The organism is Haladaptatus sp. AB643 (assembly GCF_024136975.1).
Classification (GTDB): domain Archaea; phylum Halobacteriota; class Halobacteria; order Halobacteriales; family Haladaptataceae; genus Haladaptatus.
Genome location: NZ_JAMYJW010000001.1, coordinates 120,234 through 134,008, shown reverse-complemented (window position 1 = coordinate 134,008; position 13,775 = coordinate 120,234). Strand labels below are relative to the sequence as shown.

General features: G+C 60.0%; 14 protein-coding genes. 4 read left to right on the top strand and 10 right to left on the bottom strand.

The window, feature by feature from the left end; genetic code table 11:
- Window positions 1–26 precede the first annotated feature (26 nt).
- The gene (locus NKF25_RS00715) at window positions 27–926 is read left to right on the top strand and encodes a ketopantoate reductase family protein (RefSeq protein ID WP_253224832.1); all 900 of its coding nucleotides are present in this window, start codon (window positions 27–29) and stop codon (window positions 924–926) included.
- 3 nt (window positions 927–929) lie between these two features.
- Here the strand turns inward: NKF25_RS00715 and NKF25_RS00710 are convergent, their stop codons facing one another.
- From NKF25_RS00710 to NKF25_RS00695, 4 genes are all read right to left on the bottom strand, one after another.
- Complete coding sequence (locus NKF25_RS00710; protein WP_066139925.1) at window positions 930–1,979, bottom strand: flippase-like domain-containing protein; 1,050 nt, start codon at window positions 1,977–1,979, stop codon at window positions 930–932.
- A gap of 1 nt (window position 1,980) precedes the next feature.
- Entirely contained in the window at window positions 1,981–3,486 is a 1,506-nt protein-coding gene (locus tag NKF25_RS00705) for a sulfatase (RefSeq protein WP_253224831.1), read from the bottom strand.
- 81 nt (window positions 3,487–3,567) lie between these two features.
- On the bottom strand, window positions 3,568–3,924 hold the full coding sequence (locus tag NKF25_RS00700) for a NifU family protein (protein ID WP_066139919.1): 357 nt from the start codon (window positions 3,922–3,924) through the stop codon (window positions 3,568–3,570).
- 123 nt (window positions 3,925–4,047) lie between these two features.
- Complete coding sequence (locus tag NKF25_RS00695; protein ID WP_253224830.1) at window positions 4,048–4,386, bottom strand: DUF5783 family protein; 339 nt, start codon at window positions 4,384–4,386, stop codon at window positions 4,048–4,050.
- 99 nt (window positions 4,387–4,485) lie between these two features.
- Between NKF25_RS00695 and NKF25_RS00690 the strand changes: the two genes are divergently transcribed.
- On the top strand, window positions 4,486–5,274 hold the full coding sequence (locus NKF25_RS00690) for an N-acyl homoserine lactonase family protein (RefSeq protein ID WP_253224829.1): 789 nt from the start codon (window positions 4,486–4,488) through the stop codon (window positions 5,272–5,274).
- Window positions 5,275–5,503: 229 nt separating this feature from the next.
- On the opposite strand, the gene NKF25_RS00685 is transcribed toward NKF25_RS00690, so the two are convergent.
- The 4 genes from NKF25_RS00685 to hemC all read right to left on the bottom strand — a co-directional run bounded on the left by NKF25_RS00685 (window position 5,504) and on the right by hemC (window position 9,655).
- Window positions 5,504–6,133, bottom strand: coding sequence for a hypothetical protein (locus NKF25_RS00685; protein WP_253224828.1), 630 nt, complete (start codon window positions 6,131–6,133; stop codon window positions 5,504–5,506).
- Between the two features lie 235 nt (window positions 6,134–6,368).
- A complete protein-coding gene (locus NKF25_RS00680) occupies window positions 6,369–7,781 on the bottom strand; it encodes a DHH family phosphoesterase (protein WP_253224827.1) in 1,413 nt (470 codons plus the stop codon).
- Between the two features lie 27 nt (window positions 7,782–7,808).
- Window positions 7,809–8,552: a uroporphyrinogen-III synthase gene (locus NKF25_RS00675; RefSeq protein WP_253224826.1), complete on the bottom strand. Its 744-nt coding sequence runs from the start codon at window positions 8,550–8,552 to the stop codon at window positions 7,809–7,811.
- 2 nt (window positions 8,553–8,554) lie between these two features.
- Window positions 8,555–9,655, bottom strand: coding sequence for a hydroxymethylbilane synthase (hemC, locus tag NKF25_RS00670; protein ID WP_253224825.1), 1,101 nt, complete (start codon window positions 9,653–9,655; stop codon window positions 8,555–8,557).
- A 256-nt stretch (window positions 9,656–9,911) separates the two neighbouring features.
- Here hemC and NKF25_RS00665 point away from each other — a divergent pair, with 256 nt between their 5' ends.
- Complete coding sequence (locus NKF25_RS00665) at window positions 9,912–10,235, top strand: HalOD1 output domain-containing protein (RefSeq protein WP_253224824.1); 324 nt, start codon at window positions 9,912–9,914, stop codon at window positions 10,233–10,235.
- 6 nt (window positions 10,236–10,241) lie between these two features.
- Here the strand turns inward: NKF25_RS00665 and NKF25_RS00660 are convergent, their stop codons facing one another.
- Window positions 10,242–11,075 carry a helix-turn-helix domain-containing protein gene (locus NKF25_RS00660; protein ID WP_253224823.1) on the bottom strand — a complete coding sequence of 278 codons (834 nt, stop codon included), beginning with the start codon at window positions 11,073–11,075 and terminating at the stop codon, window positions 10,242–10,244.
- A gap of 947 nt (window positions 11,076–12,022) precedes the next feature.
- Here NKF25_RS00660 and NKF25_RS00655 point away from each other — a divergent pair.
- Window positions 12,023–12,343, top strand: coding sequence for an NUDIX domain-containing protein (locus NKF25_RS00655; protein WP_342766305.1), 321 nt, complete (start codon window positions 12,023–12,025; stop codon window positions 12,341–12,343).
- Window positions 12,344–12,381: 38 nt separating this feature from the next.
- On the opposite strand, the gene NKF25_RS00650 is transcribed toward NKF25_RS00655, so the two are convergent.
- Entirely contained in the window at window positions 12,382–13,722 is a 1,341-nt protein-coding gene (locus NKF25_RS00650) for a glutamate-1-semialdehyde 2,1-aminomutase (protein ID WP_253224821.1), read from the bottom strand.
- Window positions 13,723–13,775: the final 53 nt, after the last annotated feature.

Here is a 13,775-nt window from a genome sequence, read left to right as displayed (position 1 = left end):
TTCACCCTCGGATTCCTCGGTCGAGTATGAACGTGGTCGTGTTCGGTGCGGGGAGTCTCGGCAGTCTCATCGGCGGGTTACTCGCCCGTGAGCACACGGTGACGCTCGTCGCCCGCGACCCGCACGCGAGCGCAGTACGCGACGTCGGACTGACGGTGGGCGGCGAGTTCGATTTTCGAGTTCGGCCCGACGCGACCACCGACGGGACCGGTCTCCGCGCCGACTGCGCCGTCGTGACGGTCAAGGCCTTTCACACCATCACCGCCGCAGAGGAGCTAGCGACAGGCGAATTCGAGACGATTCTCTCGCTCCAAAATGGGATGGGAAACGAGGAAATCCTCGCAGAGCACCTCGACTGCCCAGTCCTCGCCGGAACCGCGACCTACGGCGCGGTGCTGTCCGAACCCGGCCACGTCGAGTGTACCGGGGTCGGTGACGTGGTACTCGGTGCACACCACGGCGGACGTTCGAACGCGGCGGACAGGGTCGGGGAGGCGTTTTCCGCGGCAGGCATCGAGACGACGATTGCCGAAGACATGCCCCGAAGGCTGTGGGAGAAGCTCGCAGTTAACGCGGGAATCAACCCGACCACCGCGCTCGCGCGGGTCGAAAACGGCGCGTTGCTCCGTGGGGACGCCGAAACTATCGCGGCGACGGCGGCCCGTGAAACGGCCGCCGTCGCGCGTGCCGAAGGCGTCGAGTTGACGGACGAGGACGCGGTCGGTGCGGTCACGGCGGTCGCGACCGCGACCACTGCGAACACCTCCTCGATGCGCCAGGACGTGGAAGGAGGGAAGCGGACCGAAATCGACGCGATAAACGGCTACGTCGTCACTCGCGGGCGGGAACACGGTATCGAGACGCCCGTCAACCGAACGCTCGCCGGATTGGTGAAAACGTGGGAAGGAAGAAAAGGCGGAAGCTGAACGTCACGACCGCATGATGACGAACAGCGACGCGATGCCACCGATGAGGAGCACGAACCAGTAACTCGCAAACCGGTAGACCATGGCGGCTGCCACGCCCGAACTCCACGAAATCGCCGGAACGAGTCCGACCATGAGGACCGTGAGCGCCGCCTCGACGCCCGCCAGTCCGCCCGGCGTCGGCGTCAGTCCGGCCAGCGTACTCGCCGGAACGATGAACAGCACGAGCACCAGTGGAAGTGGCAGGCCGAGCGCCCGCCCCGCGAAATACAGCGGCAGGGCGAAGAAGATCCAACCCGTGTACGAGAACACCAGCGCGAACAGCAGTTGGCGCGGTTCGCTCGCGATGCGCTCCAGCGAGTGATAGAACCGGTCGATACGTTGTCGAATCCCGTCGACCGTGATCCGTGACGTGCGGGTGGCGATGGGGGCAATGAAGCGGATCACGAGGTCTTCGACGCGCTCTCGATACCGCCAACCGGCGTAGGCGAGAGCTGGAATACCGAACGCCAGTATCACGAGTCCCTGCGCCAGCGTCTTCGCGTCGTCCGGAAGCGACGCGCGGATGAGCAGATAGCTCAACCCGAGCGCCGCGAAGTTGAAGAACGGCAGGAGGTTGAGCAGGTCCGCCGTCACGACGCTCGCGAGGCTGTCCTCGTAGTTCGCCTCCGTATCCCGCGAGAGGATGTAGGCGATGAACGGTTCGCCGCCAGCCTGTCCCAACGGGGTGACGTAGTTGGCGAACGTCGCCGCGAGGTAGGTGACGACGAGGCGTTTGAACTCCACCTTGATGTCGAGCACGGCGAGAACGATCTGCCACGCCTTGCCCCACGCGGCGAGGCCGATAAACGTCGAAAGGCAGGCGATCCACATCCACGTGTAGTCCGCACCCTGGAGGGCATGAAGCACTCGTCGCCACCCGGAGGCGACGACGATCAGGTAGATGAGGACGACCGCGACAACGAAGCCCAGCAGTAGCTTGCCGGTCCCGAACCGCTCCGACAGTCCTGCGGACAGCGCACTTCCGCCGTCCGGAGCCGACTTGTCGGTCACGTTAGTCGATGTAACCGAGGTCTTGGAGGCGGTCCTTGGCGTCGTCGCTCATATCGTCGAGCACGTCGTCACCGTCGGAGACCTCGTTCCACTCGCCGCCGACCGTCTCCTCGAACGCGGAGAGCGCGGCTTCGAGTTCGACCTCTTCCTCGGTTCCCTCGCCCCGGAGGTCGTTCAACTCGCCGGGGTCGTCGTCGAGTTTGTAGAACTCGTCCTCGATGCGCTCGTTGCGGATGTATTTGGCGTCGGGTCTGCGAGCAGCACGCATCCGCGAGTAAAAGCGCGAGTCCTCGTCCAGCGTGATGTTCGCGCTCTTCGCTTTCTCCTCTAGCTGTTTCAGTTCGACCACCGGTCGGTAGTACTCCACGAATGCACACTCGCCGTCACCCGGGACGTCCTCGGCGAACGCGCGGTAGTCCTCGTTGAGGAGCGACCGCGCCTCTTCGAGCGGCCGCGTCGAGTTCGACCCGGAGACGCCGGTGTGGTCGAGAATCGTGTGGTACACGTCGATGAGTTCGACCTGTTGGTCGCTCGTACCCGACTCCATCTCGGGGTGTTTGACCATCAGCGGGACGTTGATGAGCGGGTCGTAGATACAGAACTCGTGACCGTACAGGTCGTGTTCACCGTGCAGTTCCCCGTGGTCGGCACAGACGACGACCATGGTGTCGTCCCACTCGTCGTTCTCCTGCATCCACGAGAACAGCCGTTGGAGTTGGTCGTCGATGTGGCGAATTTCGGCGTCGTAAAGGCCGCCAATCGCGTCCCACTCCTTGTCGCTGATGTCGCGTGCGCCGCAGTTGTACTCCTTCGAGTTCTGGCACACCTTGGTGGAATCGACGTTGGGAGCGAACTCCTTTCGGTACTCCTTCGGCGGGTGATACGGAAGGTGAGCGTCCATCAGGTTGATGAACGAGAAGTACGGGCCGTCGGAGTCGTCGATGAACTCGATGGTCTGGTCGATGACCTGTGGCGTTTTCGAGTCCGCACCGTCGCCGCTGGCGAGGTACTCGTGAGCCACGTTGCCGAGGCTGACCAGTTTGTCCGCGACCTTCCGAAGCGACTCGTTGTCGTTCATCGTCTTCCACGCCTTCGCCATCGGCCCGGAGAGGAAATCGCCGGGCATCACTTCGAAGAAGTTGTCTTGGTCGTCGAAACCGTCCGTCAGATGGGTGTACGGCGTGATCCACGCGTTCGAGGAGTAACACGAGGTATCGTACCCCGCAGCGGAGAGGGTCTGTGCGAGCGTCGTCGCACCTTCCAGATACGGGTTCTCCTGGCTCGCGCCGTGTTCGCTGGGATACATTCCAGTGAACAAAGAGGCATGCACCGGAAGGGTCCAAGGAGCGGGGGAAACCGCCTGCTCGAAGACGGTTGCTTCCTCCGCGAACCGTTCGAGGCCCGGCGTTGTCGGGCGATCGTATCCGTAGACAGAGAGGTGGTCTTTACGCACCGTATCCATCACAACGAATACGACGTTTTGCGCCGTGGCGTCGTCGTTCGTCATACTAACGCCTGCTACAGCGTCCGGTGGGATAAATATCGTGATTCAGCCCATGGAATCGGCCGAAAACTAAAAATAGCGGAATTAGAACGGAGCCTGCGGGCCTTCGTCATCGTCGTCATCGCTGGACTCGCCGGGGAAGGATGGACTCATGCCGCCACCCATTCCGTCGCCACCGCCCATGCCGGTTTCGGCGATGACTTTGTTGATTTCCGGAATCTCCTTGATCATTCGGCTCTTGATAGCCTGAATCGTCATCGGGGAGATACCACAGCCACTACATGCGCCGCCGAGCATGATCGTAACTTCGCCGGACTCGCGGTCGATGTGCTGGATCGCAGCGCTACCGCCGTGCATCTGAATCTGCGGGAAGTTGCGGCGCAGGAAGTTCGTGACCCGTTCTTCGAGGTCGTCTCCGTCTTCCTGAGTTTCGGTGCTCATGTATCCGGATATGGGGTGAGCCTCCTTAGGCCTTTCCACTGTCTCATAAACCGAATCCGGCAGGAATCACCGCTGAACCGTGACTTTTCGGGGTTTTCAACGAGGTAGAAAACCGCAGCGTCGTTAGTTCTCGTCCGGATCGCTCGGTTCGAATCCAAAGACGCGTGCCAGTTCGTACTCCAACCGCTCGACGTACACCGAAAGCGTCTCTTCGAGTTTCTCGTCCTCCACGACAACGCTCCGCACGCGGTCGGTCGGGTTCTCGGGGAGGTCGATGCGAAACTCGCCGTCCCCCTGATAGAACGGTTCGCTCTCGTTCAGTACCTCTTGGTCGATGGCGTGGATGAGTTTGGAATCGTACCGCTCGTTCATGTAGCTGAAGGCGTTCTTGTACCCACGCTGGAGTTCGTTGAAGTAGTGGACGTACTTGTCCTCGAACTTCTCGGCATCGAATTCGGTCATAGCTGAACCGTGGGGAGCAGGAAGTAAAAATGCGGGCGATTCGAGTGCAGCAGTCTCCAAACCGAGAGGAATTATGTCATACGGAACAAACGTCACGGTATGCCCGAAGTCACACTCATCGACCGTGGCCGCGTCCGTGCCGACACCGCCTACGTCATCGACGGTTACTCGATGGCGAGCGCCGAAAATCCGAACCCCACCCACGAGTTGATCGATTTCGTCGTCTGGAACGCCGTCATCGAGACGGACGCCGGGACGTTTCTTTGGGACACCGGCTGTCCGGAAAACGCCGCCGAGTCCTGGCCCGACCCGTTGTACGGCGCGTTCGAAGCCTACGACGCCGAGGAGCACGCGCTCGAAGACGACCTTCAGAAGAACGGATACGGACTCGACGACATCGATGGCGTCGTGATGAGTCACCTCCACCTCGACCACGCGGGGCAACTCGACAGGTTCGAGGGGAGGGACGTCCCGGTGTACGTCCACGAGGAGGAACTCAAGTTCGCCTACTACTCGGCGAAGACGGACGACGGGTCGATTGCTTACTTGGCACCCGACTTCGACCGTGATTTGAACTGGGAAATCGTCCACCGTGACACGCACACGATTGCCGACGGCTTCGAACTCCATCACCTGCCGGGACACACGCCGGGCGTCCTCGGCGCGCGAATCGAGACGGAAGCGGGAACCCTACTTATCGCGGGCGATGAGGCCTACGTCGATGCGAACTACACAGACGAGGTGCCGCTCGGTCCCGGCTTGCTGTGGAGCGAGCGCGCGTGGCGCGAGAGCCTGTACACGCTGAAAGAGTTGGAGCGAGTGGATGACTGCGACGTGTTGCACGGCCACGACCTCGGACGGTTCGAAGAACTGGTGGGGAAATACTGAGGCTTCATGGGATGGAAAACGTCGAGCGGCAACGTTGGTGTGGTCTTTCGGGGTCTCAGTGTCTGTGATCGTTCTCGTGGGGATGATTTTCCTTGCGCCGGATCTCGTGGCGAGCATACTAATTAGGGTCTCGGCGAGGTTCTCTGGATCGGTATTAGGACCGCTGCCTCGGCTTCTGCGGTCCGTTAAAGCGCTTTCTTTGTGCTTTCGCACACAGCCTGTGCGGAGATTATAAAAAGATCTCCAATCCAAGTCCGGGGGAGTTCGGATCTTCAATGAATACGTGTGTCGGAGGTCCTGTTCTCAGGACACTGTCTGTATCCCCGGGGTCAACAGTACCTCTGAATGTCCCACCATCAATAGAATCTTGACCATAGTCGAAATAATTATGACTATCATTGGGTTCCACATCCCCATCGATGTCGATGGTGTAATTATATCCGGGCCAGTCCGGATTCTGGTCTCTCTGTACACCGATTGCTTCGTAGTAATCCGTTGGTGATGCTACGTCGATATCTATGTATCCGTAATCGTTATAGGTGACACTAATGCCAGTGATCCAATCGTCAGAATCCATCCAGAAGGTGTCTTGCCCTCCCTTACTAACCTGTCCACCCGCGTTGTTTCCCGCATTGGAAATGTAGTCATCTCCGTCAGCATAACTACCCTTTTCTACGTCGTCGAAGCCTATTTTGGTGAATATTTGATACTCCCAGTAATTACTATTGGAAAAAACCTGTATTTCACGTGAGTTATCTGCTGCTGCTGTGCCACTCGCGGCGATTCCACCGGTGATACCGATCCCAGCGGCCGCAGTCGATCGTAGGAATCGTCGCCGTCCAAGTTCTTTTTCACTCATTGTCCACTTGTATTCAATGATTTCATTATATTATATCTTTTGAAATGATGTGATATAAACACGCCCTCTGCCAACTAGGTCTTTTGGTAGATCACTTGCTGTGCCATGATGTCGCGAGTGTATTTCAGAAGCCTACGTCGATGCCACACACGACACGGGGTTCTCCGGTTCCGCGGGCGGATCATCAGGGGTTTCACCACCTGTACGGTAACGAGACGGAATAGAAATCGAACCGCTACCCGAGTTGCTCGCCGACAAGGTCGTCGGCGCGCTCGATGAACTCCTTTTCCGTGCCTTTCGGCACCGTCGCACCGGCGGCGACGTTGTGGCCGCCGCCGTCGCCGCCGACTGCCTGTGAGGCGGTTTTCATGACGACCGAGAGGTCGAGTCCCTTGCGGGTGAGGTGGGGCGTTCCGCGCGAGGAGACTTTCACGTTTTCGTCGTCCTCGTCGGCGAACGCGATGATGGGAACGTTGCGGTCGATACCGTTCGCGCCGACGGCCATCCCGGCGACGATGCCGACGATGGTCTCACGGATTCTGTCCTCCGCGTGGAACCACTGGACGTTCTCCTCCTTCGTCACGCCCTCGGACTGCACCCAACCGATGGCCTCCGAGAGGTTTCGTCGGTGGTTCTTCAGGAGCGTTCTGGCCCGCTCCAACGCGGCGTCACGGTTGCCGAGACAGACCGCGAGACCGACGTCCGCGCGGTCGTAGCGCGCCGTCGCGTTGAGCAGGGTGGAGAACTCGCTCACGTCGCGGAGTTCGGTTCCCTCGGGTTCCGCGGCGAGCGTGTACGTCGTGCCGACCAATCCGTCGATTTTGGTCGCCGAGACGCCCTTTCTCATGGCTCGCTTGACTAGCGCGCTGGCGACGGTCTGGCGTTCGTCGGCCGTCAAATCGACCCAGCGCCGCCAGTCTCCATCTTCCTTCAAGTCGATACCGACGCCATTGAGAAATCGGAGGGCGCCGTTCTGGTCGTTCGAGATACCGGGGATGTACACGTCCGTCGCGTACTCCAGGAGTTTCGGGAGGGGTCTGGTCTGCTTGCCGTACAGCGCGAGGTCGGTACCGGTTTCGACCACGCCCGCGTCGAGTCCTTCCTCGACGATACCCGTGTTCGCGCCGACGAGTTCACCGTCGGAAATCTGCATGTCGCCGACCGCACCGACGACGGCGAGGGCGGCGAGGTCGCGGTTGTCGCCGCCGTCGGGTTCGAGCGCCCGCGCGAGGACGTAACTCGCGCCAGCACCGGAGAGTTCCGAGGAGCCGTCCAGACCGAATAGAAGCGGGTTGAGGTGGAATTCGGTATCCACATCCGCTGGCTGATGGTGGTCGGCGATGACCGGTTCGAAGTCGCCCGCCGACTCGTGTTCCGCGATGATGTCGAGTTGGCCGCTCCCGAAGTCCGTGAAGAGGACGGTGTCGTAGTCGGTTGCCGCGATTGCGGCCAGTTCATCAGCGCCCAGTTGCTTGCAGAACACCGTCTCGAACGGCACCCCGGCGCGTTCGAGGGCGGACGACGCGATAGCGGCGCTCGTCAAACCATCGGCGTCGATGTGCGAGGCGAGCAGTATATCGTCCGCTTCGCGTACTCTGTCCGCACAGGCCGTCGCGCGGGCTTCCAACTCGGGAACCGGGCTACTCATGGGAACATCCTTGTCGCGTTCTCGGATTTAAACTTGGGCCTCGCCGTTCGGTTCGTCGTGGAGGCGGGCGACGGCCTCCTCCGCTAATCGGTCGAAGGAAGCAGTGTCGGGGACGACATCGACGCGAACACCGTGCTCGCGGGCAGTGTCGTTCGTCGGACCGCCGATAGCACCGACGAGAACGTCGTCCAGTGCGTCCGTCACCTCGTCCCGGATGTCCCGGTCTTCGGCGGCGTCGAGGAAGTGTTCGACCGTGAGCGACGACGTAAACAAGGCGGCGTCGAGGTCGCCGTCGGCGGCGATTTCCGCCGAACGACCGGCCCCTTTTGGCCGGACGAGTTCGTACAGCACCGTCTCGTGGACGTCGGCACCGGCGTTCGCCAAGCCGTCGGTCAACACGTCGCTGCCGTGGTCACTGCGGGCGACTTCGACGGACTTTCCATCGACGCGGTCGGCGAGCACTGCGACGAGTCCCCGTGAGGAGAACTCGTCCGGGACGATATCGACGTCGTAGCCGTACTCGCGGAGCGTCGCGGCGGTACGTTCGCCGATGGCACAGACGGTCGCATCGCCGGGATTCCAGCCGTTCTTGTCGGCGAGTTCGACGCCCGTCTTGCTCGTCAAAACGACGAAATCGGCGTGGTGTGGCGTTTCGTCCGTCGGATGAACCGCCAGCATTGGGTCCGGAACGGGGTTCACGTCGAGCGATTCCAACAGTTCCACCGCCTCGTCGAGACGTTCGTCGTCCGGCCGGAAGACGGCGACCTTCATCGTCACTCACTCCCTTCGCGGGCTTCCGCGATGAGGTCGCGGGCACCACGCTCGGCGAGTTCGTTCGCCACCTGCTTCGCACCGGTGACGTGCGTTTCGACCGGCACGTCACGTTTGAGGGAGATGACCTCGGAGCCATCCTGACTGAACACCTGTACGTCCACGTGGACGTTTTCGCCTTGGATGATGCTGTGGACGCCGATCGGGGCGATACAACCGCCGTTCAACTCGCGAAGGATCGTTCGCTCGACGGTCGTCTCGACCCGCGTCCGTGGGTGGTCGAGGACGGTATGAAGGTCGTGGGCGAGTTCCGAATCCAACGTCATGACCGCCAGCGCACCCTGTCCCGGCGCGGGGACGAACTGCTTCGGCGGCAGTCTGTCGTACTCGACGTGATGGGCGAGACCGCTGCGCTGGAGTCCCGCCTCGGCGAGGACGATGGCGTCGTACTCCGTTTCGATGTCGCGTTCGAGCGCGCCGCGTCCGACCTCCGAGAGGTCGTTGAACCACTCGTCTATGTTCTTGTCGTACGGGAATTCGTAGCTGTCCTTCTTGCCAACGTGGCCCTTTCGTTCCTTTTCCTCCTCGGTTCGCTCCTCGTGTTCCGCTTGAAGAACCGGCGCGAGGAGTTTCTCGATTCGTGTATCGACGTTGCCGCGGAGCGGTTCGACGGTCAAGTCGGGACGGAAGTTCAGCAGTTGGGCTTTCCGCCGGAGACTCGACGTGCCGACGACCGCACCGTCGGGAAGCGCGTCGATCGGCTTGCCGTCGGGCGTCACGAGGGCGTCCTTCGCGCTCGCGCGCTCGGGGACGGCCGCGACGATGAGTTCGTTCGGATGCTCGGTCGGCATGTCCTTCATCGAATGGATTGCGCCGTCCACGTCGCCGTCCAACACCTGCTGGTCCAGATCACGGACGAACGCGCCGGTCTTTCCCAGTTCCGTGATGAGTGCGTCGTCCAGTTGATCCCCCGTGGTTGCTACTTCCACCAGTTCGACGAAGTACCGGCGGTCTTCCAGTGCCGCCTTTACCTCTCCCGATTGTCGAATGGCGAGGTCGGACCCTCGTGTAGCGAGACGGAGTTCCTTTCCTCGATGGCTCATATCCGACAGTGAGACCCCGACATTGAAACCACCTTCGCAACCCGTTTCGGCGGTCGTCTGTCGAAGTTGGTGAGGGTTGCACGAATATGAATCGGGGGCGAGGATTCGAGCGTCTCTTCGACCGGCGATGCCGACGAACGTCCGAACCACCTTCGATATGTCCGAATCGCGGACCAAATGCGTTGTTCGAAAGAGGTGATTAACTCACATAATCACACTACTCTTATGTTTCCTAGGTTCGTACGAAGTGAATACCATGAGTGGAGAGAAGTCACCAATCGACGAGGACGATTCGGAAGCCGATTCGAATACGACACGCGTTCGGTACGATTGGTCCTCCACGTCGCCCAGTATCGCCGTCGCAGAAACGATAGCGACGATAGAAAACCGTCCACAAAGCGAGCTTGAACCGTTGTACGAGCACGTCGATCCGGATTCACTGGACTCGATAGTTCGCCCGCAGGCGTCGGAGTTTGGTGGGGAAAGTACCGTCTCCTTCGAGTACTATGGGTACCACGTAACCATTCGAAGTGACGGGGAAGTTTGCGTGCGGCCGGACGGTTCCGAGCCGCCGGAATGAGATCAGTTATTCGTCCGCGATTTTCGGCTCTTCGGTCGAGAACAGCCCGGTTGCCATCAGTCGCCGAGCGATGACGACGATTCCGTTGTCGAATCCACGACCGAACACGGCCTTCTCTTCGATGACCGTGCCGGTATCCGTTTCGTGAGCCGAACTGACCAGAATCGTCTCCCCATCGACCAGCAGCATACTCGTGATGACCGTATCGTCGGACTCCCGAATCGACGAGCTTTCGAGCCACTCCAGCCCCGAAACGAAGACGGTGGCGTCCGGAATCTCTCGCCGGATTCTGTCGCGTATCGCGTCGTTCGGCGTGCCGATGAGGACACGGATGCCACTCGCGTACGTCTCTTGTAGCTGTTCGACCAAATCAGGAGTGATGGCTGCTTCGTGACCGATGACGAGGACGAGTTCTTCGTCAGCGGTGTCGATGAGTTGCTGTGTCCGATTTCGAACGGCCGACGCACCGTCCAGCGACCAAACCTCGTGAGTCGTTTCGTCGTCCTCGTCCGACTGCACGGGTTCGATTTCGTTTATCGACTCGACCAGCGTCTCCGTTCGCGATTCGTACTCCTGGCGGAGCGTTTCGGCCGCCTCCTCGATAGGAACGGCACGAAATCTCTGTGGGTTCGAGTGCTGAATTTCGACGAGTCCCTTGCTCTCCAACACTCGAATCGCGTCGTAAACACGCGTTCGAGGGACATCGGAGATATCGCTTATCTCCTTGGCTGTCCCCTGTGGAAGTCGTGACAACGCCACGAGACACCTCGCCTCGTACTCTTTCAACCCGAGCTGCTGCAACAATTCGACTGCCTGCTGATGATTTGATTCGTCCTTCATGGGTCCCAACCATGTGACCGGGGTTTCCGGCTCTGCTCTCATTGTTTTACCGCCCCTCACAAGTCAGTTCCTGTCCAATGAGATGAACCCATCTGACGGGAGCGTCTTCGTTCGATCTGTAGTAGTACTAATAGTGCAGAGCGTATGAATATCTCGCACACAGTTGTTGTCGAATCGCAAAACACGAAATCGCACCGTGAGGAACGGGAAACTGGAGAGACAAGATCGAACGGGACGAGATTTTAATAACGGTTAGTAATACACCACAATAAATATAAATTGAAGGCTAGCACGCCCTCATTCGAAGTAAAATTACATCACCGCACACATCAAATCTCAGATTGTTCACCCGGATAATCACAGTAAGGTTATACCAGGGTAGTACGAATAAGTAGTTGGCACGGAGTACGACAGGGTCCCAACCGATCGTTGCTCCGTGCTGTCTCTGTGACACCTGTGATCAACAGTCAGAGGGATTCACAGGGAGGGACAGAATCCAGATATTCCTCCTCGTACTCGGTTACGAGTTCGAGCAGTGGTTCTATTTCCGCAAACTTCGGTCCTTTCGTCACACGTTCGGTTTCCGTATTCCAATTTATATACCCGTAATCTTCCAGTTTGGGGAGATGTATGTGATACATCCGTGTCGCATGTCGTCGTTCCTCGGTTCGCTGAATAGCGGCCGTATTCGTCCGAACAGTCCGTGGCGTCTCGTTCGACAAAGCGAGCAACAGGTCGCGCCGCCGAGCGTCCGAGAGGATATCCAATTGTTCGTCCAACATTATCACGCGAGATGTCCTACTATTTCGTCGAGAATAAGCGGTCTAGAATTTCACGAAATTTGTTCGAATGATTAATCGGGTGACAGCGTTTCCAAATCACATCAATAATAGTGAGACTATAGAGTATTCGTTCACCTTTTTTGAGTTGATTCCATCGAGCATTAGATTGAAATTCCAAGGAGTAGTAAATGTCACATAACTGATAATCTCGAGCAGTACGTCGGGCAAATCACCCAGAAAGCGATCCTCCTCGGGCCCGACGGAAACGTGCTGGTAACGAGATCCGGAGACCACTGGGAGCCACCGGGTGGCCGGTTCGAATACGGGGGAACGCTCGTTGGGGAACTGTACCGCGAACTGCGGGAAGAACTAGCCATAGACGCCAGAATCGGACCGCCGGTCGATGCGGCGTACGGTGGGTGGACGGATGCCGAGACCGGGAATCCGATGGTGACGCTCGTCTACCGATGTGAAACCCGTGAGTAATCTTCTGACCGATAGGAAATTGGGAAAGTATCCTGGGGCTACAACGCTTCCTTGTACGCTTCCAGCGTCGCCTCGACGTCCTCCTCGGTGTGAGCGTAGCTGAGGAACTGGGATTCGAACTGGTTGGCCGTGAGGAAGACGCCCTCGTCGAGCATCGCGGGCCAGAAGAGGCGTTCCCAGCGCTCGGTCTCGGCGCGGTTCACGTCGCCCTTGTCCTTCGGGCAGTAGTCGAACCGGGGACAGTCGGGGTCCTGCACGCATCCCGCTTCGCACTGGCCCGACAGGTCGCGCGGCCCGTCACGGGTGAAGATGACCTTGAACATGCTGTCCATCCCGACGACGGTGTACTCGGGCGCACGGTCCGCGAGGATGTCGGTCAGCCCCGAGCGAAGTTGGTCGCCCAGTTCGCTGAGGTGGTCGTACACGTCGTGTTTCGCGGCATAGCGAAGGGTTTCGAGTCCGGCGGTCAACGAGAGCGGATGGCCGGAGTAGGTGCCCGCCTGGAACACGTCGCCGGTCGGCGTGAACTGCTCCATGATTTCGGCCCGGCCGCCGATGGCTCCGACGGGGAAGCCGCCGCCGATGACCTTCGCCAGCGTCGTCAGGTCGGGCGTGATGCCGAACTTGCCCTGTGCACACTGCAACCCGCCGATACGGAATCCAGTCATCACCTCGTCGAAAATCAGGAGAGAGCCGTGGTCCTCGGTCAACTCGCGGAGGGTCTCCAGATAGCCATCCACCGGCGGGACGCTGGCGCAGTTGCCGAGAAGCGGTTCGGTGAGGACACAGGCGATTTCGTCACCCTTCTCTTCGAACAGTTCGCGCGCCGCTTCGGCGTCGTTGAACGGGAGCGTGATCGTCTCCTCGGCGAACGCCGCCGGAATCCCGTTCGAACTCGGTTCCGAGGCCATTCCCGCGTTGCCCTGCACGAGCGTCGATTCCTGTGCGCCGTGGTAGCCGCCCTGCATGACGACGATTTTGTCGCGGCCGGTGTAGCCGCGGGCGAGGCGCACGGCCGAGGAAGTCGCTTCCGTCCCGCTGTTGACGAAACGGATCATCTCGACGCTCGGGACGTGCCGGGTGACGAACTCCGCGAGTTCCACCTCGACCTCCGTCGGTGCGCCGTACATCGGCCCGTCGGCGAGTTGGGACTGCACCGCCGACTGCACGGGGTCGGGCATGTCGTGGCCCAGCAGCAGCGGTCCGTAGCCCATCACGTAGTCGATGTACTTGTTCCCGTCCGCGTCGACGACGTGTGCCCCGTCGCCGCGTTGCACGAAGAACGGATACGGTCTGACGGCCCGAACGGGCGAGTTGACGCCGCCCGGCGTCACTGACAGCGCACGGTCGTACAGGTTTCGAGAGCGCTCGCGGTTCATGTTCGGCCGGTTCGGACTCCCACGTAAAATTTGTGTCGAGAGGTGCGCGGAAG

Coding starts and splice junctions, on each gene's coding strand:
- NKF25_RS00715 (WP_253224832.1), top strand. CDS start 27: ATGAACGTGGTCGTGTTCGGTGCGGGGAGTCTCGGCAGTCTCATCGGC.
- NKF25_RS00705 (WP_253224831.1), bottom strand. CDS start 3,486: ATGACGAACGACGACGCCACGGCGCAAAACGTCGTATTCGTTGTGATG.
- NKF25_RS00700 (WP_066139919.1), bottom strand. CDS start 3,924: ATGAGCACCGAAACTCAGGAAGACGGAGACGACCTCGAAGAACGGGTC.
- NKF25_RS00695 (WP_253224830.1), bottom strand. CDS start 4,386: ATGACCGAATTCGATGCCGAGAAGTTCGAGGACAAGTACGTCCACTAC.
- NKF25_RS00690 (WP_253224829.1), top strand. CDS start 4,486: ATGCCCGAAGTCACACTCATCGACCGTGGCCGCGTCCGTGCCGACACC.
- NKF25_RS00685 (WP_253224828.1), bottom strand. CDS start 6,133: ATGAGTGAAAAAGAACTTGGACGGCGACGATTCCTACGATCGACTGCG.
- NKF25_RS00680 (WP_253224827.1), bottom strand. CDS start 7,781: ATGAGTAGCCCGGTTCCCGAGTTGGAAGCCCGCGCGACGGCCTGTGCG.
- NKF25_RS00675 (WP_253224826.1), bottom strand. CDS start 8,552: ATGAAGGTCGCCGTCTTCCGGCCGGACGACGAACGTCTCGACGAGGCG.
- hemC (WP_253224825.1), bottom strand. CDS start 9,655: ATGAGCCATCGAGGAAAGGAACTCCGTCTCGCTACACGAGGGTCCGAC.
- NKF25_RS00665 (WP_253224824.1), top strand. CDS start 9,912: ATGAGTGGAGAGAAGTCACCAATCGACGAGGACGATTCGGAAGCCGAT.
- NKF25_RS00660 (WP_253224823.1), bottom strand. CDS start 11,075: ATGAAGGACGAATCAAATCATCAGCAGGCAGTCGAATTGTTGCAGCAG.
- NKF25_RS00650 (WP_253224821.1), bottom strand. CDS start 13,722: ATGAACCGCGAGCGCTCTCGAAACCTGTACGACCGTGCGCTGTCAGTG.